The organism is Streptomyces sp. NBC_01450 (assembly GCF_036227505.1).
Taxonomy (GTDB): domain Bacteria; phylum Actinomycetota; class Actinomycetes; order Streptomycetales; family Streptomycetaceae; genus Streptomyces.
In genome coordinates, this window is the sequence record NZ_CP109481.1 from 960,565 (window position 1) to 981,732 (window position 21,168).

General features: G+C 67.8%; 17 protein-coding genes and 7 pseudogenes. 13 read left to right on the top strand and 11 right to left on the bottom strand.

The genetic code is table 11. The features are described 5' to 3' along the window. Positions 1-29: 29 nt before the first annotated feature. Positions 30-125, top strand: a pseudogene (locus tag OG568_RS52815) (integrase); the annotation flags it as partial. A gap of 18 nt (positions 126-143) precedes the next feature. Here OG568_RS52815 and OG568_RS52820 read toward each other — a convergent pair. Continuing rightward, positions 144-542 (bottom strand): hypothetical protein, encoded by a 399-nt coding sequence (locus OG568_RS52820; protein WP_329537223.1) that lies wholly within the window; start codon positions 540-542, stop codon positions 144-146. Positions 543-729: 187 nt separating this feature from the next. Beyond that, positions 730-1,860, bottom strand: coding sequence for a site-2 protease family protein (locus OG568_RS52825; RefSeq protein ID WP_329537224.1), 1,131 nt, complete (start codon positions 1,858-1,860; stop codon positions 730-732). A gap of 521 nt (positions 1,861-2,381) precedes the next feature. Between OG568_RS52825 and sufC the strand changes: the two genes are divergently transcribed. The 3 genes from sufC (at position 2,382) to OG568_RS52840 (ending at position 5,375) form a co-directional block, all read left to right on the top strand. Then, on the top strand, positions 2,382-3,146 hold the full coding sequence (gene sufC, locus OG568_RS52830) for a Fe-S cluster assembly ATPase SufC (RefSeq protein WP_329537226.1): 765 nt from the start codon (positions 2,382-2,384) through the stop codon (positions 3,144-3,146). A 975-nt stretch (positions 3,147-4,121) separates the two neighbouring features. Then, positions 4,122-4,328: a hypothetical protein gene (locus tag OG568_RS52835; protein WP_329537227.1), complete on the top strand. Its 207-nt coding sequence runs from the start codon at positions 4,122-4,124 to the stop codon at positions 4,326-4,328. 30 nt (positions 4,329-4,358) lie between these two features. Beyond that, the gene (locus OG568_RS52840) at positions 4,359-5,375 is read left to right on the top strand and encodes a DNA-directed RNA polymerase subunit alpha (protein ID WP_329537228.1); all 1,017 of its coding nucleotides are present in this window, start codon (positions 4,359-4,361) and stop codon (positions 5,373-5,375) included. 382 nt (positions 5,376-5,757) lie between these two features. Here OG568_RS52840 and OG568_RS52845 read toward each other — a convergent pair whose 3' ends face one another. Next, a complete protein-coding gene (locus OG568_RS52845) occupies positions 5,758-6,201 on the bottom strand; it encodes a DsbA family oxidoreductase (protein ID WP_329537229.1) in 444 nt (147 codons plus the stop codon). On the opposite strand from OG568_RS52845, the pseudogene OG568_RS52850 reads away from it, so the two are divergent. Continuing rightward, positions 6,131-6,926, top strand: a pseudogene (locus OG568_RS52850) (IS5 family transposase); the annotation flags it as partial. The gene OG568_RS52845 and the pseudogene OG568_RS52850 overlap by 71 nt on opposite strands. Positions 6,927-7,233: 307 nt before the next feature. Here the strand turns inward: OG568_RS52850 and OG568_RS52855 are convergent. Beyond that, positions 7,234-7,629 (bottom strand): annotated as a pseudogene (locus OG568_RS52855) (MmyB family transcriptional regulator); the annotation flags it as partial. Between OG568_RS52855 and OG568_RS52860 the strand changes: the two are divergent. Then, positions 7,625-8,194 carry a hypothetical protein gene (locus OG568_RS52860; protein ID WP_329537230.1) on the top strand — a complete coding sequence of 190 codons (570 nt, stop codon included), beginning with the start codon at positions 7,625-7,627 and terminating at the stop codon, positions 8,192-8,194. The pseudogene OG568_RS52855 and the gene OG568_RS52860 sit on opposite strands and share 5 nt — an antisense overlap. 133 nt (positions 8,195-8,327) lie before the next feature. Here OG568_RS52860 and OG568_RS52865 read toward each other — a convergent pair. After that, a pseudogene (locus tag OG568_RS52865) lies at positions 8,328-8,525 on the bottom strand (IS5/IS1182 family transposase); the annotation flags it as partial. Positions 8,526-8,544: 19 nt separating this feature from the next. Here OG568_RS52865 and OG568_RS52870 point away from each other — a divergent pair. Next, on the top strand, positions 8,545-8,808 hold the full coding sequence (locus OG568_RS52870) for an IS3 family transposase (RefSeq protein ID WP_329537231.1): 264 nt from the start codon (positions 8,545-8,547) through the stop codon (positions 8,806-8,808). An 18-nt stretch (positions 8,809-8,826) separates the two neighbouring features. After that, positions 8,827-9,393, top strand: coding sequence for a DDE-type integrase/transposase/recombinase (locus tag OG568_RS52875; protein ID WP_329537232.1), 567 nt, complete (start codon positions 8,827-8,829; stop codon positions 9,391-9,393). Between the two features lie 10 nt (positions 9,394-9,403). Here OG568_RS52875 and OG568_RS52880 read toward each other — a convergent pair whose 3' ends face one another. The 3 genes from OG568_RS52880 to OG568_RS52890 all read right to left on the bottom strand — a co-directional run bounded on the left by OG568_RS52880 (position 9,404) and on the right by OG568_RS52890 (position 14,183). Then, positions 9,404-10,066 (bottom strand): hypothetical protein, encoded by a 663-nt coding sequence (locus OG568_RS52880; protein WP_329537233.1) that lies wholly within the window; start codon positions 10,064-10,066, stop codon positions 9,404-9,406. A gap of 264 nt (positions 10,067-10,330) precedes the next feature. Then, positions 10,331-10,465, bottom strand: a complete 135-nt coding sequence (locus tag OG568_RS52885; RefSeq protein ID WP_329537234.1) for a hypothetical protein — start codon at positions 10,463-10,465, stop codon at positions 10,331-10,333. A gap of 583 nt (positions 10,466-11,048) precedes the next feature. Further along, a complete protein-coding gene (locus tag OG568_RS52890) occupies positions 11,049-14,183 on the bottom strand; it encodes an NB-ARC domain-containing protein (RefSeq protein ID WP_329537235.1) in 3,135 nt (1,044 codons plus the stop codon). Positions 14,184-14,880: 697 nt separating this feature from the next. Here OG568_RS52890 and OG568_RS52895 point away from each other — a divergent pair. Both OG568_RS52895 and OG568_RS52900 read left to right on the top strand, forming a co-directional pair. Then, on the top strand, positions 14,881-15,180 hold the full coding sequence (locus tag OG568_RS52895) for a transposase (RefSeq protein WP_329537236.1): 300 nt from the start codon (positions 14,881-14,883) through the stop codon (positions 15,178-15,180). Between the two features lie 117 nt (positions 15,181-15,297). Next, a pseudogene (locus tag OG568_RS52900) lies at positions 15,298-16,050 on the top strand (IS3 family transposase); the annotation flags it as partial. Here the strand turns inward: OG568_RS52900 and OG568_RS52905 are convergent. Beyond that, positions 16,029-16,581, bottom strand: a pseudogene (locus OG568_RS52905) (transposase); the annotation flags it as partial. The pseudogenes OG568_RS52900 and OG568_RS52905 overlap by 22 nt on opposite strands. On the opposite strand from OG568_RS52905, the pseudogene OG568_RS52910 reads away from it, so the two are divergent. The 3 genes and pseudogenes from OG568_RS52910 to OG568_RS52920 all read left to right on the top strand — a co-directional run. Further along, positions 16,579-17,121 (top strand): annotated as a pseudogene (locus OG568_RS52910) (transposase); the annotation flags it as partial. The pseudogenes OG568_RS52905 and OG568_RS52910 overlap by 3 nt on opposite strands. A 59-nt stretch (positions 17,122-17,180) precedes the next feature. Next, positions 17,181-17,483, top strand: coding sequence for a hypothetical protein (locus OG568_RS52915; RefSeq protein WP_329537238.1), 303 nt, complete (start codon positions 17,181-17,183; stop codon positions 17,481-17,483). 386 nt (positions 17,484-17,869) lie between these two features. After that, complete coding sequence (locus tag OG568_RS52920) at positions 17,870-18,625, top strand: hypothetical protein (RefSeq protein ID WP_329537239.1); 756 nt, start codon at positions 17,870-17,872, stop codon at positions 18,623-18,625. An 858-nt stretch (positions 18,626-19,483) separates the two neighbouring features. On the opposite strand, the gene OG568_RS52925 is transcribed toward OG568_RS52920, so the two are convergent. Continuing rightward, entirely contained in the window at positions 19,484-19,837 is a 354-nt protein-coding gene (locus OG568_RS52925) for a hypothetical protein (protein WP_329537240.1), read from the bottom strand. Between the two features lie 420 nt (positions 19,838-20,257). Next, a complete protein-coding gene (gene arsM / locus OG568_RS52930) occupies positions 20,258-21,151 on the bottom strand; it encodes an arsenite methyltransferase (protein ID WP_329537241.1) in 894 nt (297 codons plus the stop codon). Between the last annotated feature and the right edge of the window lie 17 nt (positions 21,152-21,168).

Genomic DNA, 21,168 nt, shown 5'->3' on the forward strand with positions numbered 1-21,168 from the left:
GGATCGAGGGACCTGGTCGTCGCGGAGACCGCGACGTCCTGGCCGCCGAACGCAAGGAACGCGCCCGCATCCGCAGCGAAAAGGGCATCCGCTGGGGCGGACGCCCGCTCGCGACGGCAGCTTGACCAAAACGCTCCGGGGGATCAGATCGCCAGCGCCGCGTGCAGCGCACTGAATGTCTCACGAAGTTCCAACGTGGTGATCGGATCGATCTCCATCTGCAAATGGCACACGTCGTCGTCACCGTTGGGAGTCAGTCGCACGAAAAAGGCGAAACCGTCCCCCACGGGCTCCGCCTTCAACGTCAGTGGATTGTTCCGACCGGGAGTCACCGCCGCCGAAAAGCGTCCACCCGACGGCGCGCGCAGGTGAGAGAGCATGCGGGCCGCGAAGTCCACGACCGTCGCAGCGCTGAGATCCGCGGTGAAGTCAGCTGTCAGCCAAGAGGACCAATCTGCGGTGATCTGCCAGCTGTCCGCACGGGTCCGAGCCAGTTCCAGCCACACAGCATCGTTGCCGAGGCGTATCCGCGGCTCTTCCATCGTCGCCCTCCGACATCCATGGTCTGGACTCAAGATCGTATGGGCTGGATCTCCATCATCGGAAGTCGCCACTTGCCATCCGCCCACCCGCCACCCCGGCGAACCTTCCCGGTCAGAGCACTCCCGTCTGCCGTCGGCCCACGCCCGCTCGGCTCTGCCTGGGTCGATGGCAGACGGGATGGAAGCCTCAGCCGGACCCGCCGCTGCGCAGTCGGTGGCGCTGGGCGAGGCGGATGACGTCGCGTGCGGTGATGATGCCGGTGAGGCGTTGGCCGTCGATAACGAGAATGCGTACACCGCCGCCCGGTCGGAGATTCCTGAGAGTGTTTTCCAGGAGGTCGACCGAGGCGCAGGTGCTGCACTGCGACAGGGGGGTCGCCGCGTCGCGCAGCCGCAGCGTCCCCCGCTGCGCCGTGGGGATCTTCACGAGCTGCGGGAGATGAAGCAGGCCGCTGGGGCGGCCCTCGAAGTCGAGCAGCGGCAGCGCCGAGTGGCGTGTGTTCAACGCCGGCCCGTCGATGAAGCTCTGCACCGTTACCCAGTCGGGGGCGGTCTCCACGGGGGTGGACATGACGTCGGCGGCCCGCAGCCCGGCCACGGCCTCGGCCAGGGCGGCCTGCTGTCGCTCGAGGTTGGCGGCGATCAGGATGAAGAAGCCGACGAACGCCAGCCACAAACCGCCCGCCGCGCCGCGCAGGAGAGAGATCAAACCGAGGGCGATCAGCAGCGTGCCGAGCACCTGGCCGCTGCGGCCGGCTGCTCGTTCGGCCCGCTCCCGGTCTCCGGTGCGCCACCACACCGCGGCCTGCACCACCCGGCCGCCGTCGAGGGGTGCGGCGGGCAGGAGGTTGAACACTCCCAGCAGGAGGTTCGTCCAGCCGAGCCACACCAGGACGGCCGCGGGCACCTTCCAGCCGAGTCCCGTGTCGAGTCCGATCCCTGCGCCGAGCGCCGCTCCGCCGATGATCAGGCTGGTGAGCGGTCCGATCACGGCCACGACGAAGGCCGCGCCGGGTGCGGGGGGCCTGCCCATCTTGGTCATGCCCCCGAGGGCCCAGAGGGTGACATCGTGGACGGGAATGCCTTTGCGCCGGGCTGTGACGGCGTGCGCGGACTCGTGAGCCAGCAGGCTCAGCAGGAGCAGCAGGGCGCCGATGAGTCCGCCGAGTGTGTAGGCGGCCTGGGAATGTCCCGGGGCCCAGGCGGGAAGAGTCTGGCCGCCCAGGCCGTAGCCGAAGAGGAACACCAGCACGGGCACGCTCCAGTGGAGGCGCAGGGGCACCCCAAGGACTCGCCCGATCTGCGGTGCGTTGTTCATCGCTGTCTCCTGCACGACTGAGCGTGCGTCCGTCCACGCGTGCCGGTGGGCCACGGCGGCTTCCGCGCGGCCGGGCCTACGCGGTGTGTCTCCTCACTTACAGTCTTGCTCCGTGGAGCCGCGTAACCGAGGACGTGGTAGTCGAGGGCACAGACGAGATTTCTGCCGAGTAGGGCCAGCAGGGCCGGGCGGCGACGGCCGTCGCCCAGGTCCAGGCGTCCGCCCCGATCCTGCCGAGGAGCCCCGCCGCATTGCCCAGCGCTGCCCAGCGCTGCCCGTCACGCCCGTCACGGAAGTGCCCGCGAAAACCGCGGCCCAGGACACGATCACCAACGGGTCGGCCGCCGTCGCGCAACGCGCACCTGGCCAGGCGGCGCGGCATGCTGGAAGTGACGCCGGCCGGCGCCAGGTGTTCCTGGTGAGGAGGCCCCCGGCCAACGCGTGGCTTGGCCCCGCCCCGGTCGGGAGCCGGGCCTATGCGTCAGCCGCATTCCGTGCATTTCAAGGCGGTGAGGTGTGCCATGGCAACGTTGGAGATCCACGGCCTGCACTGTTCGGTCCAGACCGACACCGGTCCGCGCGAGATCCTGCGCGGGGTCGACCTGACCGTGCAGCAAGGTGACACTCACGCGATCATGGGGCCGAACGGATCCGGCAAGACGACCCTTGCATACGCTCTCGCCGGCCACCCCAAGTACAAGGTCACTTCCGGCACGGTCACCCTGGGCGGGGAGGACGTGCTGGCGATGAAGGTCGACGAGAGAGCCCGCGCCGGGATGTTCCTCGCCATGCAGTACCCCGTCGAGGTTCCCGGCGTCTCCGTGTCCAATTTCCTGCGCTCCGCCGCCACCGCCGTCCGCGGCGAGGCTCCTCGCTTGCGCATCTGGTTGAAAGAGGTCCGCGAGGCGATGGAGAGGCTCCAGATCGACCCGTCCTTCGCCGAGCGCAACGTCAACGAGGGCTTCTCCGGCGGAGAGAAGAAGCGCCACGAGATCCTCCAGCTGGAGTTGCTCAATCCGCGCATCGCGATCCTTGATGAGACCGACTCCGGGTTGGACATCGACGCGCTGCGCATCGTGTCCGAAGGCGTCAACCGGGTCCGCGCCACCGGGCAGACCGCCACACTGCTGATCACCCACTACACGCGCATCCTGCGCTACGTCCACCCCGACCATGTCCACGTCTTCGCCGAGGGCCGGATCATCGAATCCGGCGGCCCGGAGCTCGCGGACAAACTGGAGGAGGAGGGATACGAGGGATACGTCAAGGGCGGCGGCGACGGCTGACCGTCCCACCTCGTGCAGGCCGGACGTCGGCTGTGTCAGGGAAGTCGTTCGGGCACCGGGAACGGGGACGGCAAGCCCTGCCGCGCCGGTCACTACGGGACCGTCGACTCCCAGTGGCGCGTACTGGCAGAGGGGCGGGCGGTTTGCGGTGGTCCAGCTGCGGTCGAACATCGCGGTCGTAGGTACGGCGCCGTCGCCGTACGGGTGTTGAGGTCGTATCCCGCGCCTGTGGAAGTGATGACGCCGAGCTGTCCACATGAAGTCCATTGGTCTGGCCGGGCGGGCGCCCGTAGCCGACCGGCAGGGGCGACCGGCGCAGATTCTGCCCGTCAGGTGATGCGCATCAGCGCACCAATCCAAGTCACAGTGGGCGACCCCGGCCAGCAGCGAGCGAGCCAAGAGTGGCAGTCGGGTCCACCCCCTGGCATTTTTTGCTCCAGGACCGACGGCGATGCCCCACTCCAGGAGGGAGATCGCTGTCGGTGCTCCGGGCGGCGATCGGTGAGCAGGCGTCAGAAGGTGGTACGTGAGGTCACGGGGGCTGGTGTTGAAGACGTTCGAGCAGGCGCGCAGCAGGGCGGGGACGAGGACCGCCTTGTACGAGGCAGGCGGGTAGACCCGCAGATAGGTTCCGGGATGAGTCATCGAAAACACGTCACCAGGGTGCGGCCACGCCGCTGTCCTGGCCGCGGCGGACGACCCCGCAGGCAAGACGGTCGCCGACGTCCGGCCCATCCGCGACGACAGCGAGCGCCGCGTCCCGCGGCCTTCTCGACGACCTCGGCGTCCCGGCACAGCACTGACTGCGGACATTGGTACGGCAGCCGGCCCACGACTCGTCTTCGCCGACGTGCACAGCGACTGAGGCGACGGGGTTCCCTTCCGGGCGTACCGGCTAAGTACAGCGCCGTGAGCGGTGCACACCACCCCCGCCAACTGTCCCGGCCAACGCCATGATCACGACATCCCCTGGCCATGGCCGCGCATGCTCGCGTGGCCGTCCTGCGCGCCCGCGAGCTGGACGCGGGCAGCGCAGAAACCGCCGTGGGGGCGGCGGGCGGAAGGGAGGCCGAAGCCTCCTCGCTGGGTTGGGGAGACAGGCGGTTCGGCCTCTGCGGAGACGGTATCGCCCGTATCGCTCGTATCGCCCGTACCCTTCGGGGTGTCTACAGCGTCACATAGCGGGCGCCAAACCACTGGAGGCAACACCCCGTGCTGATTGCTCAGCGTCCCTCGTTGACCGAAGAGGTCGTCGACGAATTCCGCTCCCGGTTCGTGATCGAGCCGCTGGAGCCGGGCTTCGGCTACACCCTCGGCAACTCCCTGCGCCGGACCCTCCTGTCCTCGATCCCGGGTGCGGCGGTCACGTCCATCCGCGTCGACGGCGTTCTGCACGAGTTCACCACCGTGCCGGGCGTCAAGGAGGACGTCACCGACCTGATCCTCAACATCAAGCAGCTCGTTCTGAGCAGCGAGCAGGACGAGCCGGTCGTGATGTACCTGCGCAAGCAGGGCCCGGGTCTGGTCACCGCCGCCGACATCGCGCCCCCGGCCGGTGTCGAGGTGCACAACCCCGACCTCGTCCTCGCCACGCTCAACGGCAAGGGCAAGCTGGAGATGGAGCTGACCGTCGAGCGCGGTCGCGGCTACGTCTCCGCCGTTCAGAACAAGCAGGTCGGTCAGGAGATCGGGCGCATCCCGGTCGACTCGATCTACTCGCCGGTGCTGAAGGTCACGTACAAGGTCGAGGCGACCCGTGTCGAGCAGCGCACCGACTTCGACAAGCTGATCGTCGACGTCGAGACCAAGCAGGCCATGCGTCCGCGTGACGCCATGGCGTCCGCGGGTAAGACGCTGGTCGAGCTCTTCGGGCTCGCCCGCGAGCTCAACATCGACGCCGAGGGCATCGACATGGGCCCGTCCCCCACGGACGCCGCCCTCGCCGCCGACCTGGTACTGCCGATCGAGGAGCTCGAGCTCACGGTTCGTTCGTACAACTGCCTCAAGCGTGAGGGCGTCCACTCCGTGGGTGAGCTCGTCGCCCGCTCCGAGGCCGACCTCCTGGACATCCGCAACTTCGGTGCGAAGTCCATCGACGAGGTCAAGGCGAAGCTGGCCGGTATGGGCCTGGGCCTCAAGGACAGCCCGCCCGGGTTCGACCCGTCCGCCGCCGCACTCGGTGCGGACGACGACGGGGACGCGGGTTTCGTGGAGACGGAGCAATACTGAACGCTGCGCTGCGCCGGTCATAGAGACACCTCGCGACGGGGACAGCGGAACTTCCACGCTGTTCCCTGTTCCCTGCTCGCTGGGCGACCTCGGCCGGATCCGCGCCCACGCGCAAAAGCTGACGAAGGGAGCCGACGGCAAAGCGGCGCAGCTCCAGCACTTCCCCTACGATCCGCTGCTCAGCCAGCCGGCGGTCGCCTGCTTCCGGGCTTGCCTGCTGTGCCCGTCACCCCAGCTGGTCTGACGCAAGGCGACCTCGGTCAGAATCCATCACACGTGGGCGTACGTGAGGCGCCCGGCCGCAGAGAAACTGGGGACGGCGCGGTGTGCGGGCACGTACAGACGAGCGCCATCGGAAAGCGGTTGAGGGCGACGGTCGCCATCACGCCACGAACGGGGAAGCGGCCTTGCGTAGCGTGTCGAAGAGCGTTTCCACCGGCTGGGCTCCGGAGATGTCGTGAGCGCGGTCGATGATGCAGAAGGGGAGGCCGCTCACGTCGAAGGCGAGGGCCTGGCGGATGTCGTCCAGGACGTCCCCGGCGTACGCGTCACTGTCGAGCGCCTTGTGGGTGGCATCGACCGACAGCCCGGTCTCCCTAGTGAGGCGGACGAGGGTGGCGGTGTCGTCGAAGGCCTCGCCGTCCGCCAGTGCGGCGCGCAGCAGTCGTAGCACCATGCGGCTCAGACGCCCCTCATACCCGTGAGCGTGGGCGGAGTCTGCTGATCCACAGCCGGTGGTCCGAAGGGGCGGCGGGATACGTGGACGGAACCCGTATCCGAGCGACTTATCGGATGGGCAGTGCTCGTTGATCGAGCCGGTGATCACGGCGTGGAAGGACAGCCACCGTTCGGTGAGCAGCCATCAGGATGCCTGGGCAATACGGGAGATCGTGAACACGATCCTCTACCAGGGCCGGACCGGCTGCCAGCGACGCTACCTGCCCCATGGCCTGCCGCCGAAGAGCGCTGTGTACTACTTTTCGCCCTCTGCGCGACGACGGCACCGCCGAGTCCATCCACGACCTGCTGCGCCGGCCGACCCGCGAGATGCGCAAGCGGCACGAGGATCCCACCGCCGCCGTCCTGGACTCGCAGACCGTGCGGGCCTCGGGAACGCACCGAAGGCGAGAACCGGGCTGGATCCGGGAAAGAAGAGCCCGGGCCGCAAGCAGGGCATCGCCACCGACGTCCTCGGCCTGATCATCGCGGTGGTCGTGACCGCCGCGAGCGTGCACGACAACGCGATCGGGATCGCCCTCCTGGACAAGGTCGCCGCCACCGCGCCAACGGTGAACAAGGGCTGGGTGGATGCCGGGTTCAAGCAGGCCGTGGTCGAGCACGGTTCGCGTCTGGGCATCGACGTGGAGATCGTCCAGCGGGAGCCCGGGGCAAGAGGGTTCACCCCGGAACCGAAGAGTTTGGTGGTGGAGCAGACGTTCGGCACCCTGATGCTCCACCGCAGCCTCGTGCGGGACTACCAGACACGGCCGCCCCGGCTCGGTGGAGGTGGTCCACTGGTCCATGACCGCCGCCATGCTTCGCCGCCTCACCCGCACCTGTGCCGCTCGAAAACACGATTCTGGACCTGCCCTGGCAGTTCCCAGCCCAGAAGACCGGCCCGCACAGCATCTGCGACGATCCTTCGATGCCGCTGTCCACCGTCACCGCGCTCGTTCGGAATCCGATCACGGTGCCTGGCGGCGCAGCACTGCGTTCTCGTGCCGCAACGCGAGAACCTCTGCGTCCTTGGCCACGCGGCTGCGCGGGATGGCTGCGGGCAGGCCGGTGACGTGGACCGTGCCAAGGGCCTCCATACCAGCCTGCGAGCTGCACGCAACCTTGCTGCAGCGAACCTCCCTTATGCAGGGCGCGGGCGATTGCGTTCGGCTGACGGACGCCGGGCGGCTGTGTCGCCGCCGTGGTCGCGGGTCGCCTGCAAGGAGGCGAGGAGCTGGAGGCGCTCGGCGTCGGCGGTGCCGGGTTCGGCGGTGAAGACCAGGAGGACCGGACCAGGGTTGCCGGGCAGGGGGTAGGTGTCCCAGTCGAGGGTGATTCCGCCGACCTCAGGGTGCTGGAACAGTGTGGTCCCGTGAACGTTCTCGCGAACGTCGTGCCGAGCCCACAGCCGCCGGAAGTCGGCACTGTGGATGCTCAGTTCCCCCACGAGCGCCGTGGCACGCGGGTGGTCCGGGTCCTCCGCGACGGCGGCGCGCAGCATGGCCACGTACTGGCGGGCCATGCTTTCCCACATGGGCACGAACATGCTCGGCCACTTCGCCCTCACCGGTCTGCTGCTCGACTCGCTCGGCCGCGCCGGCGCCCCGAGGGTGATCAACATCAGCTCGATCACTCACAAGAACGTCCATCTCGACTTCGACGACCTCATGTCGCGCCACGCCTACCAGGCAAATCGCGCCTACAACCGCTCCAAACTGGCCACGACAGTCTTCGGCCTCGAACTCGACCGCCGCCTGCGCGCCGCCGACTCGCCCATTCTCAGCGTCCTTGCCCACCCCGGAATGAGCCGCAGCAATCTCAACCCGCGCGCCCTGCAGGACCGCGGCCGGTTCGAGCGGCTCATGGCCCGGACCATCCTGCTGGCCCTCCAGTCGCCGAGCGCGCAGGGAGCACTGCCTCAGCTCTACGCCGCCACTGCGCCCGGTGTGCGCGGCGGACAATTCTTTGGCCCCTCCGGCTTCAAAAAAATACGCGGCCGGGGCGTGAAGGCAGCTCACCCCGGTGCCGAAGCCGCTGCCCCCAAGACAGGCCAACGACTCTGGACAGAGGCCGAACAACTGACCGGAGTCACCTACCTCTGATCAAGGGACCTGACCCGGCAGTCGGCCGAGTTCGGCCGCAACACGCCAGCCTGGCAGGGCAAGGACTCCTGTGCGCCACCGTCCCGTCCGCCACTTAGAGGGCATCCGGTGTGGCGGTATTACCCCTTGTGCCCTAGTAGGTTCCACGCCAGATAGATGTGGTCTCGTCTGTTACGCGCTTGGCGAGGTTGTCGATCGAGGCGATGTGGTTCACGACTTCGGAGCTGGCAGGGAGGGTCTCGTAGTCGCGGGTGAGGCGGTGGCGCATCGTTCTCCAGCCCAGGCTTCGCACCACGACCCAGCACCTTTTGGCGACATGGAGTGTCGCTTTCCTGTGCCGGCTGCTGAAGGTGGCCCGTTCCTCTTTCTACGCCTGGCTCGCCTCGGCGAAGACCCGAGCTGCCCGGCAGGCCGCCGACGAGGCCCTGGCGCACGAGATCACTGTCATCCACGTCGCCTCCCGCCAGACCTACGGCGTCCCGCGCATCCATGCCGAACTGCGACGTCTGGAACAGCGCGTGAACCGCAAGCGGGTCGCCCGAGTCATGCGCGAGCGGGGCATCCAGGTCACCCATCGCCGCAGGCGGCACTCGCTGACGCGACCGGCCAAGTAGGCGGGGCCGGCCCCGGACTTGATCGGCCGCGACTTCCACGCCGACCCCCCCGGCACGAAGCTGGTCGGCGACATCACGTTTCTCCCGACCAGCGAAGGCCGGCTCTACCTCGCCTGCCGGCTGGACCTGTCCACCCGCGAAGTCGTCGGCTACGCGGTGGCCGACCACCACCGCGCCACCCTCGCCATCGACACGCTGCGGATGGCCGCGGAACGCGGCCGGCTCCAGCCCGCCTGCATAGCGCATCCGGACCGCGGCAGCGAATCCACGTCCGGTCAATTCCAGCTCGAGACAGGCAAGTTGAACCTCCGGCAAAGCTGCGGCCGCACCGGATCCCGCTTCGACAACGTCTCCGCGGAGAGCTTCTGGGCCCTCCTCAAAGAAGAGATCGGGACCCGTGCGTGGCCGGACCGGGCCGCCGGCCGCGCCGAGGTCTTCGCCTTCATCGAGACGTTCTATGACCGCCACCGCCTGCGCAAGCACAAGGTCATCGGCTACCTCACCCCCAGCCGAGACCAGCCAGCGGCACCAACACGCCCTCGTGACATAGAGATCAAGTGCCCAAGATCACGGAGAAACTTCTAGAAGCCGTTTCTCAACCGATCTTGGATCGCGCAGGTCGAACAGAAAGCATTGGGGGGAGATTGGCGGCTGCGTACTCGTCCGCTATGCGGAACACACTGGCACAACGCGGACACTCCGCGCGGCCCATGAGATACGTGATCCCCTCGGCCAGTCGGTCCTGGCCGTCACGGACCGCGAGGTCGTACATCCACTGCGCCATGCCGTCGAGCTCCGCAACGGACGCCGGCCGCAAGTCGCGCCGATCGACATCGCCCGCGTCCCAGTCCCGGCAGGCCGAGTAGTACCCGTATCCGCCGATGGCGATGGTCACATTCAGGGAGCAGTGCGGACAGGCCACCTCGTAGAAGTCGTCGCTGAAGTCACCAAGGGCGGCACTCCAGTGGAACTGACCCTCGATCGCGAGGAGGGTGCGAAAGCCCCAGATGTAGTCGGCCGGACGCGTTTGGAGACGCTGGTCCACCAGTTCCCGAAGCTCCGCGATGGCGTCGGGACTCTCCACGAACATGCGTTCGCCCTGGTCGTCCGTCATCGCGCTGCGCACGATCGCCCCGGCCATCTCCAGCGCTTGCGTTTCGCTCCGGGCGAGCGCGACCAGACGTGGCAGCGCGGCGAGACTCCCCGGGACGAGGGTCTCTCCCTCGATACACAGCATGGTCCACAGCTCGCGCCACACGCTCTCGCTGCCGGCCCCTGCCTCTACCTGATCCAGGAGTACGGGCAGGAGCTCGGCGGTCCGAAGTACGTACGGGCGCCCCCACTTCGTCACCCCTGCATTCAAGCGTGCCGAGAACCACCCCAAGGACGGGGCTCCCATAGCCACATCAGCTGGAGCGTGTCCCTCGCGTGCCCTATATGGCCGGGAACAACGGGCAACCTCCCGGTCGGGTATCTTCCGACCGTATGCGCATGAAGGCGCACACCTCACGATGCCAACGAGTCAAGCCGCGGCGGCAAGCTCGGTGGGGAACGCGGTGTGTTCGTCGAACAGCTTGCGGTGCTGGCTGCTTGCTCCCAGATTCCAAGGCAGCCTGCGCCAGAGCCGCACCGCGACGATGTAGTCGAGCGCCTCCAATGCGAAGCCCCCAAAGGCCCCCAGAGCGCGCCTTCCAGCCATCCCATGCGGTGCATGCGTAGGGATCACACGAGCCAACGCCGGGCGTTCCCTTGATAACGATCTGTGCGAGGCTCCGGCGTGATAGAGCGGCGCGCGTAGCAGCCACCGTAGGCGAGGGGATCGACATGCCGGCAAGCGGCAGGCTCGTCAATCGGTCGATCCCGGGGAGTCGTGCCTGTACTCGGGCCTGCGCGGCGGCAGCGTGCACCGGCCCTGTAGCGGTAGGACGGCCAGCACATCGGGCTTCCGTACCCGCGTTCCCGCACGGTACGAAGACCCGACCACGCCCCATGACGGTGCTGCATCACATCTGTTGTGGGTGTCGGCGTCCGCTGGAGTCCGGGGCCATCGCGGAGGCCAAGACGGTATGAGGGCGCGGCTGCCAGGACTGAGTCCCGCAGGGCAGGACTTTGGTGTTCATGCAGGTCCCGCCCACGACAGTGCCGCGCGCCTCGAATACGAGCCTGGCACCAGCTGGTCGAGCCGATCTCGTCCTCACGAATATGCCGTTACTCAGCCCCAGCGATCCATCTGCCGTGGACTAACAGGATTGTGGCCGACCGTCACACGGGTCGAAGTCGTACCCGTACAGTCCGTAGCTTCCGGCAAAAACCAGCCCTCGTGCATCGGGGAGAAAGCAGCAGGCGAACAAGCCTTCGTCAGCTCGCATAGTTGCCACAGGTGTGCCGGAACCAGACTCCCAAATGCATACCTCCCCATCGCTGCTCCCCGTTGCAAGCCAGGTGCCGTACGGAGAGACCGCCACCGCCCTGACAGAACTGGTGTGGCCAGTGAGGGTACGGGTGGTCTGGCCGGAAGCCACGTCCCAGATTTGCACCTCCCCAGTACTGCTGCCGGTGGCGAGCCAGGTACCGTCCGGAGAGACCGTGACTACCCGGACAGCACCGATAGGGCCGACGAGGGTACGGGTGATCTGGCCGGAAGCCACGTCCCAGATCCGTATCTCCCCGTCCCCGCTGACAGTGGCGAGCCAGGTACCGTCTGGAGAGACCGCCACCGCAACGACACCACGGACATGGTGGGTGAGTGCACGGATGGTCTGGCCGGTGGCCATGTCCCGGATCCGTACCTCTCCGTCCTCGCTGCCGGTAGCGAGCCAGGTACCGTCCGGAGAGACCACGATTACCCAGACAGCACCAATGGGGCCGACGAGGGTACGGGTGATCTGGCCAGTGGCCATGTCCCAGATCCGCGTCTTCCTGTCCTCGCTGCCGGTGGCGAGCCAGGTACCGTCCGGAGAGACAGCCACGGCGTGGACACCACCGGTGTGGCCGGTGAACATGCGGGTGGTCTGGCCGGTGGCGGCGTCCCAGATCCGCACCTCTTCGTGCCCGCTGCAGGTGACGAGCCAGGTGCCGTCCGGAGAGACCACGACCGAAGTTGCGTCGATAGTACTGTCGTTGCTGCGGTTTTGGAGCCCGGTTTGTAGCTCGGGATCCCAGATTCGCACCTTCCCATCCTCGCTGCCGGTGGCGAGCCAAGTGCCGTCCGGAGAGATGGCCACCGCCTTGATCGGACTGCTATGGCCGGAAAGGGTACGGGTGGGCCGACCGGTGGACACGTCCCAGATCCGCACCTCCCCGTACTCACTGCCGACAGCACGCGTGCCGCCGGTGGCGAGCCAAGTGCCGTCCGGAGAGATGGCCACCGCCTTGATCGGACCGCTATGGCCGGAAAGGGTACGGGTGGGCCGGCCGGTGGACACGTCCCAGATCCGCACCTCCCCAGCGCTACTGCCGGTGGCGAGCCAGGTGCCGTCCGGAGAGACCGCCACCGCAACGACAGAACTGGCGTGGTCGGTGAAGGTACGGGTGATCTGGCCGGAGGCCACGTCTCTGATCAGCACGAGCCCATTGCTGCAAACAGCGAACCAGGTGCCGTCCGGAGAGATCGCCACCGCGTGAACACCTGCACGTTGGAGGAGGGTACGGGTTGTCTGGCCGGTGGTCACGTCCCAGACTCGCACCTTCCCTTCTTCGCTGCCGGTGAGGAGCCAGGTGCCGTCTGGAGAGACCGCCATCGCAACGACACCGCTGGTATCGCCCGTGAGGGTGCGGGTGGTCCGACCAGTGGTCACGTCCCAGATCCGCACCTTCCCGTCCCCGCTGCCGGTGGCAAGCCAAGTGCCCCCTGGAGAGACTGCCACCGCATGGACACCACCGATATGGCCAGCGAGGGTGCGGCGCTGCGAGGCGTCGGGGTAGTCCGGCAGCGGCCATCGGTTGTAAAGCGCGGGATAGGGGGAGCGCCAGGTGGTGGCTGCGCGGTGCCAGGTGTCGTAGCCGGCAAGGCGGCTCCGCAAGATGGCGGCTCGGGCGTGGGCGGGGCTCGTCGGGGTGAGAAGGTGTGCACAGCGGGCCAGGTCAGCGGCCGCTTGCTGGGCAGTGGGGCTGGGGATCTGAGCGAGGTCGGCGACAGACGCCGTAGCGTCACGCTGGTCCAGACGCCATTCAATCCAGCGAAGATCCACGGCAAGCGCCTCGGCCTCCGCGGTCCGGCCAGCACTCAGCAGGTGGCTAATAAGATGGTCGGCGAGGTATCCGTCAGCCATCTGCCACCACGCGTGCCCGGGCCCGGTGCCACCGTCCGGCCGCCGACCAGCAGCGGGAATGTCTGCGACAGCAACGTCCACCAGCGCCTGATGCAGGCGATGGAGGGCTTCCTCGCCTAGTTTCCGGCGCAGGAAGTCGCGGATCACGTCGTGCAGATACACTCGGCCGCCACCGGACGGATCAAGGGTGAGCAGGGACAGGCCGCTTAGGGCAGCACACAGGTCCCGAGACTGATGTTCGGTCAGTGTCGCGGTTTCTGACCACAGCGCGATGATCAGGCTGACCGGGATGGCCTCGTCCTCGGCGAACACGCCCAGTTCAGTGAAGCGGTCGAACCCACCGGCAGGCAGCAGATGGGCGCCTGCCTCGACCGCAGCTCGGACCGCGGTCTGCCGCGCTCTTGGGTCGTTCAGATCGACGGTGCCCGCCGGATCCAGGCCGGCCGGGCCCTCATGCCTCAGCTTCTCCAGAACTGCTGCCCCCGCGTAAGCCGGGTCGTCTCCGGTCGCGATTCGCCGGACGATGAGGCGATTGGCTAGGCGTAACAGCAGCGGCCAGCGACCGGTGGCCCGCAGCAGGCCGCTCAGTGTTCGTTGCGGCAATCCACCGGGCAGGTCGAAGGTCAGTACCCGTCGCGCCTGGAGCGTGGACATCTGATCGACCTTCACATGCAAAGCACCTGCAGGAAGGAGTTCGGGAAGTCGGGTGGTGATCAAGCGCCTACAGTGGGTGCCACCGAACAGGAACGGCGCGAGCTGCTCAGCAGACCACACATCGTCAAGGATGAGCAGCGACTCCGGCCGGTCAGCCAGCAGTCGCCCCAGGTGCTCGCCGGCAAGTTCGGGGTCGTCCCAGATGTTGGTATCTCCGGTGATGAACCGGGTTGCCTCGACCACCTTTTGTGCGATAGCAGCCCTGCTGCGCACGTCCAGGCCCAGCGTGATCCGGTAGATCCGCCCCTTGAACCGGCGCTGGACACGGCGATTGGCCCACACCATCTCCGCCAGGGTCGTCTTCCCGAAGCCACCTGCGCCATGCAATCCGGCAGTGGCCGTGATACCCACTGAAAGCCGCCCCCTGCGGCGACACAGCTCGGTGGCCACCTGGCCGGCTTGTGCCCGGTCCACGACCCACCGGGGCTTCGGCGGTGCAGAAGGCGGCGTCGGATCTCCGGCATCTCCCGCTGGAGTGATCTCACGCCGCAACGTGTGGACGGCGTGCAGCAACGCAACCACCAGACCGACGCCGAGGACCGCCCAGGCATGTCGCCGTACCGTGTCCAGAGGACCTGGCCACCGGTCCTGTCCTGTCGCAGCGTTCTCCGCCAGCGACGTGACTGTACTGACTACTGCGGTCAACACCACAGACGACATCAACCCTGGCCAGCGTCTCCGCATCGCATGCCCCCTCGCCTATTGGCCCGCGAGGCTACCTCCCGCCCCGGAGTAACTCGTCACGAACGCCGAGATCAGCAACCAGCCTTTCGGCAGCAGTATTGACGACGAGGATCACGTGCCCAGTTCCAGCGAGTGCGCAGACCCCGTGAGGCATCAGCACAAGGCTCAGACCGGGTTTGAGATCTCGTTCCGTGCCCATCCCGAGGGTGTTATAGGTTCGGTGGGTGGACCTCGACAAGTTCCCCTTCGTCGGCGACTTCCGGGAGCTGGAGCACGGCCGACCGGACGGGCCGTCGCTCCGGGCGGCTGTGCGTACCGTAGGGCCAGAGCATGAATGAAGCTTCCCTTTGATCGTGGACATCTGGAGACTGGGATCTTGAGGTTCCAGAGGAAGTAGCGCCAGGTGGGAAGCAAGTTCACGAAGCGGTACACCGAGGAGTTCAAGCGGGACGCGATCGCGCTCGTCGATTCCTCGCGCAAGACGGTCACCGCCGTCGCCCGAGAGCTCGGGATCAGCTCGGAGTCCCTGCGCGGCTGGTACCGCCGGGCGAAGGCGGACCGGGGTGAGGGCGAGTCCGGTGAGCTGACCAGCGCCGAGCGCGAGGAGCTCAAGCGGCTGCGCAAGGAGGTTCGTGAACAGCAGCAGACGATCGAGATCCTGAAAAAAGCGACGGCCTTCTTCGTGAAGGAGAACGACCGGTGAGCGAGCTGTACCGGTTGATCCATGCGGAGAAGGCGACGTATCCGATCGTCCTGCTGTGCCGGGTGCTGAAAGTCGCCCGCTCCTCCTACTACGCCTGGCGCGAGGGCGAGGCGGCCCGCCGCCGACGACGCGCTCGCGCACGAGATCACCGTGGTGCACATCGCCTCCCGTCACACCTACGGTGTCCCGCGCATCCACGCCGAACCGCGCCGCCTGGGCCGGCGGGTGAACCGCAAGCGCGTCGCCCGTGTGATGCGTGAGCGCGACATCCGCGGTGTCACCCGGCGCACGAGGCGTTCGCTGACCCGGCCGGACGCGAAAGCGAAGCCGGCCCCGGACCTGATCGGCCGCGACTTCCACGCCGAGCGGCCCGGGACCAGGCTGGTCGGCGACATCACCTGCCTGCCCACCGCCGAAGGCCGGCTCTACCTCGCCTGCCGGCTGGACCTGGCCACCCGCGAGGTCGTCGGCTACGCCATGGCCGACCACCACCGCGCCGAACTCGTCGTCGACGCACTCGACATGACCCACGGCCGGGGCGGACTGGAGCCCGGCTGCGTGATCCACAGCGATCGCGGCAGTGAATACACGTCAGCCCAGTTCCGGGACCGAATAGGGAAGTTGGGACTGCGGCAGAGCTGCGGACGCACCGGATCATGCTTCGACAACGCTGCCGCGGAGAGCTTCTGGGCCCTGCTCAAGGAGGAGATCGGCACCCGTATCCGGCCCGACCGGGCCACCGCCCGAGCCGAGGTCTTCTCCTTCGTCGAGACCTTCTACAACCGCCGCCGCCTGCGGAAGCACCGGACTTTCGGCTACCTCACCCCGACCGAGAACAGACAGCGGCATCAACACGCCCTCGCGGCATAACGATCACGTGTCCGAGACCACGGGGAAACTTCACAGCCGTCTATGAGGTGGTCGCGGTACTGGATGTGGCGGAGGCCGCTTCGGACGCGCTGCGTGAGGTGCCCTGGGGTGGTGAAGGCGACGTTGGAGAGCCGTCCGCGCCGTAGCAGGGACCAAGTTGCCCTCGACGGGATTGACGTCGAGGGCATAGGGCGGCAGGTAGTAGATGGTCAGCCAGTCCCGAGTCTCGGCGAACTCCCGCAGGCCTGCGGCCTTGTGGACGTTGAGGTTGTCCCACACGAGCACGATCGGTCCGCCGAGTTGCTGGTGGGCCGCGATGAGCAGGTCCCGGTAGTCACGCCAGGAGAAGCTCTTTCGGCCGTCGCGGTTGCCGTCGTCACGGCGGGGCCGATAGATCAGACGCGACCTGTGGCCGGGTTTGTAGCAGGTCAGCGCGGCGATGAAGACGCGTCTGCGGGAGCGGCCGCGGACCCGCACCACGGGGGTGCGTCCTCGCTGCGACCACGTCCTCGCGTGCGGCGGCGTCATGGAGAGTCGATGACTCCGCCGCGTGCCAGGACTTGGGGCCGGATCGGCCGGACGCCCGTCGTGCGGGTCAGGGGGCGGGGCTCCGGGCGGGTGTCGATGGCGGGCATGGTCTGTCACAAGCTGGGCCGGCGGTCTCGGCTGATCTATGCGATCCGCGAGTACCGAGGCCGCAAGGACGAGCCGAAGGGTTTCGGGTGGCGGGACTACCGCGACCTGGTCGTCCGCGCCCGCATCCAGCTCGGCGGTCCGATCGTGCTGGTCTGGGACAACGTCCGCCTCCACCTGACCGCAGGCATGAAGGAGTTCATCGACGCGAACGCCGAGTGGCTCACTGTGTTCCAGTTTCCGGCCTACGCTCCCGATCTGAATCCGCAGGAGGGCATCTGGTCGCTGGTCAAGCGTGACATCGGCAACCTTGCAGCGGCCGATCTCGGCCAGATCACCCGGGCGGTGAAACGCCGGCTCAAGCAGATCCAGTACCGCCCTGATGTGGTCGACGGCTGTCTCGCCGGCACCGGCCTGAGCTTGGATCCGGCCCGCTGACGGACGCGGTGAGGTGAATGCCTGACCGCCAGCGGGGCAGGTGTGGCAGCATCACCGCCATGTCTTCGCTGACCTGGGGCTACGACGGTGATCTGTACTGCGCTCTGACCACCGAGACTGGTGCGGGCGAGGGCCGGACCACTCGTTTCGAGCTCAGCGAGGCCCGCATGGTTCCGGGTGGAGCTCCTTCCACGCCTGCTTCACCGGCTCCGGGGCCGACAGCCGTGACGGTGGTTGTCTACGCGCCCGAGGAGGAGAAGCCAGCAGAGGTCTTCTTCGACGAGACGCAGACGCTGCCGTTCGCCGTCTTGCAGCACTTCGTGGGGATCGTCGCCTCACGGTTGGCAAGCACGGGATCGTAGAGCAGCCGTCCTGGCGGCACGGCGAGACCCTGAGCCGGCATCACGAGTTCATGTTCAGTAGCTACCAGGATGGACAGCTCGGCCACGACAGCGATGTCGTTCGGCTCCGGCACCCCACGCACGACCCCGACCCCGGGCCTCTTGAGGCCGAGTCCGGTGCTGTCGGCGGCCCGGCTGTTCGGACCGGGCGACCGCGAGGACCTGCGAAGTGCAACACACAGCCCAGCCCCGCTCCGTGGGGCTGCTCCGGCACATCAGGAATGCAACGCGTCCCCTGTTGCACCCTTACGTTGCAAGGCGGTGTCGCACGAGCCGTTGCCGGCCGCCATGCGCCGGACGGCTGAACGCCGGGCCCCTGGCGTGCCTGGGCCGTCGGGCTGCCGGTTGTGGGTTCAGCGGACCACTTCGGCCCGCGCACGGGGCTACGTCTGCGAGGCACATCATGGGACGTCACAAGCAGCACAAGCCGCGCCGCGCGCGGCGAAAGCGACCGGCCGACCACCGAGTGGTTCGGCACCGCGTTCCACTCCACCGAGGGCATGTACCACCTGGACGTTCGCCAGTCCGGCAACGGCATCCTGATCACCTCCTCACCTGCCGAGGTCGACGGCGCTCCGGCCGCGTGGCCGCTGCGCCTGCGCAACGACGACAACGGCCGAGGGCTGAACGACCTGGGCGCGGCCCTCGCCGCCGGGCAGGCACACGGCATCGGCATGGACGAGGGGCCCGGCTACGAGACCGCCCTGGTGTTCGTCCCCGACCACCCAGAGGAAGGCATCGGCACGCTGGCCCGGGTCCGCACCGCCGAAGGCCCGGAGGGCGACATCACCTTCGAGCGACGCGCCGAACGGCCGATGGCTCTGTGGGCCGAAGCCGGAGAGAACCTCCGCCGGATCGTCCCGCTGCTTGGCCCGGACGCACCGTCGGCGGATGAGCCCGAGGGCTGCCTGCTGTGCCCCGGCTGCTACCGGCCCGTCTATGAGAGCTCCGCGTCGCACAACCCCATCGGCCCGCGCCCCGTGTTCGGTCTGTGCAGGCTGTGTGCCGAGGGGACCACCCTGCGCTCGCTGCGCCAGGCCGACGTACCCATCGACCCGCAGCAGCGCGCCGTCTTGGAGACCGTGGCCGCTGCCATGGCGTAGCTGGTGTCCGCCGCCCTTGGAGAACCGCAGTCCAATCGCGGCCGCAGACGTCATCCGCTCAGCGGCGTGATCGGGCTACTCGGTGGTGTGGTCGGGGTCGGGCAGTTGGGGCGGGAAGTGCCGCTCCAGGATCTCCGCCCAGCGGTACAGGACGACGAAGTCGTCGGTCCCGGCCTGCGCCTGGACCGGCCTCGAGTTTCTTGGTGGAGGGGATCCGGTGTGACGTGGACGCTGCCGGAGCCGATGCTGAGCGCTCCCGTACCCAAGCCTGATCTGCGGCCGGGCTGGGCGGGCGAGCCGAAGTGGGACGGGTTTAGGGCGCTGGTCTGCGTCGACGCGGGCGGGTGGTGCTGCGCTCCAGGCGCGGCACCGAGATGGTGGCCTCATTCCCGGAGGTCGTGGCCAGGGCCGTGCAGTTGCCGAACGCGACTGCGCTGGACGGCGAACTGGTCGTATAGGACGCCGCGGGCCGCCTCGCGTTCGAGCGGTTGCAGAACCGGCTTGCCCGGCGCGGTGCCGGGGCGGCACCGAGATGGCGCTCTTCCAGTGCGGGTGCCACCGAAGGCGTACGGACAGGCACAGCAGACGGCGGCGCAGGGCCGTGGTGTCACGCGGCCGGGGCGCGGCGAGCGCTTCGTAGGCGGTGTTCCAGGCGTGTTGCATCTGGACCAGGTCGTCGGGGAAGTCGGTGGAGTCCACACCGGTATTAGATCGTGCATTCGAATGCTTCGTCACGCGGGACACGCTTCAGGCATGCTGACCAGGTGTAACTGAGTACCCCAATCGGCCACTGCGCGCTTCAGTTGGCCACTCTGGCGCTCAGCCTGCTTCGACTGGCTGCGCTCCGTCTGGACCAGCTCATGAGGTCCAGATCGGGTCATCTGGAGCAGGCCGCCCGGAGAAACGCTGAAGTGAGCCTCCGGCAGGCGAGAGTCGGCGGCGCGCGGTGACGATGAAGCTGTTCTGTGCCGACTCCACGCGTGAACGCAGAATGAACCAGTTCTCCTCGGGGGTCAGGCCGCGTTTGACCTTGGTGTGAAGACGCCATATCTGCTCGTCAAGGGCGTGAGCGGCTTCCGCGATGTCCCTGTCAGCGACAAGGTTCACCATGCTCAGCGCCTCATTCCATGGCCGCCAGTCAATGGTGGTCCGGTGGACGACGCCTTGGGGGAGGGAGCTGGGGCGAGCCAACTCTGCCTCGCTGAGGCTCACGAGCAACCCTGATGATTCGCGAAGTACGCGTGCGCACGCTGCCGCCAACTGCTCCCGGCCCCAATGTCTGTCTTGCGTCCTCCTGCTGACGGCACTTCCCGCAAAGACTCCGATCAGAGTGGTCGCGACGGCCCCGACGGGGGCAGCAAGCAAGGTCCACAGCGCAGACATGGGACCTAGTTTGAAGCCATCCGGATCTGTTGGTGGCTCAATTCACCGGAGATTCGCTGCTGTGGCAGTCCTTGTCCGGACGGCGCGAGGATAACGATCATGCAGACCTGATAGCCCAGTTCGGGTGTGTGGCCAACTGCAACGCTCGGAATGGCCAGGTAGCGCGCTCAGACACAGTTTGACGCTGCCCGTTGTCCACGGCTGAACGCGCTCGGGGCCCTCCGTCTGGAGGGCCCCGAGCTTGTGGTGTCAGTTCCGGCAGGCGCAGCCCGACGCGGTCTTGGCCTCGGTGACGGTCAGAGCGGAGTCGCCGGAGGTCTCGGCCGAGGTGCAGCAGGCGTTGATGCCGCAGCAGGCATCCGCCGACTCCGCCGCCTCTGGGGAGGCATCGGCAGTCAGCGGCTTGGTGGCGCGGACGATGGCGGAGTGCATGCCGTCGGCGACGGAGTGGGTGGGGGTGATCTCGACGTCGGTGAACCCGGCGGCCTCCAGGCCCGCGCGGTATTCGGCGAAGGAGAGCGCGCCGGCGATGCAGCCGACGTAGTCGCCGCGGTCGGCCCGCTGTTCGGCGGTGAGAATGTCGTCGGCGACGACGTCGGAGACGCCGATCCGGCCGCCGGGCCTCATCACGCGGAAGGTCTCGGCGAACACGGCCGGCTTGTCGGTGGACAGGTTGATCACACAGTTGGAGATGACCACGTCGATCGTGTCCGCGGGCAGCGGGATGGCCTCGATGGTGCCCTTGAGGAACTCCACGTTCGTCGCACCGGCCTTCGCGGCATTGGTCAGGGCGAGCTGGAGCATCTCGTCGGTCATGTCCAGCCCGTACGCCCTGCCGGTGGGGCCGACGCGGCGGGCGGAGAGCAGGACGTCGATGCCGCCGCCGGAGCCGAGGTCCAGGACGCGTTCGCCTTCGTGGAGATCGGCCACGGCGGTCGGGTTGCCGCAGCCCAGTGAGGCGGCGACGGCTTCGGCGGGCAGGGCGTCACGCTCGTCGGCCGCGTAGAGGGTGGAGCCGAAGTTCTCGTCGACCTCGACCGGCTGCGCCCCGCAACACGCGGTGCCGCCCTCAGTCACCTTCACGGCCGTTGCGGCGTACCGCTGTCGGACCGTTTCGCGCAGGTCGGTGGACTGTTCGCTCATGACTCACTCCTGGGTGA

Bases quoted from the DNA above. Each gene is read 5' to 3' on its own strand.
- OG568_RS52825 (WP_329537224.1), bottom strand. From the start codon at position 1,860: ATGAACAACGCACCGCAGATCGGGCGAGTCCTTGGGGTGCCCCTGCGC.
- OG568_RS52835 (WP_329537227.1), top strand. From the start codon at position 4,122: ATGGCCGCGCATGCTCGCGTGGCCGTCCTGCGCGCCCGCGAGCTGGAC.
- OG568_RS52820 (WP_329537223.1), bottom strand. From the start codon at position 542: ATGGAAGAGCCGCGGATACGCCTCGGCAACGATGCTGTGTGGCTGGAA.
- OG568_RS52860 (WP_329537230.1), top strand. From the start codon at position 7,625: ATGGGCACGAACATGCTCGGCCACTTCGCCCTCACCGGTCTGCTGCTC.
- arsM (WP_329537241.1), bottom strand. From the start codon at position 21,151: ATGAGCGAACAGTCCACCGACCTGCGCGAAACGGTCCGACAGCGGTAC.
- OG568_RS52915 (WP_329537238.1), top strand. From the start codon at position 17,181: ATGTCTTCGCTGACCTGGGGCTACGACGGTGATCTGTACTGCGCTCTG.
- sufC (WP_329537226.1), top strand. From the start codon at position 2,382: ATGGCAACGTTGGAGATCCACGGCCTGCACTGTTCGGTCCAGACCGAC.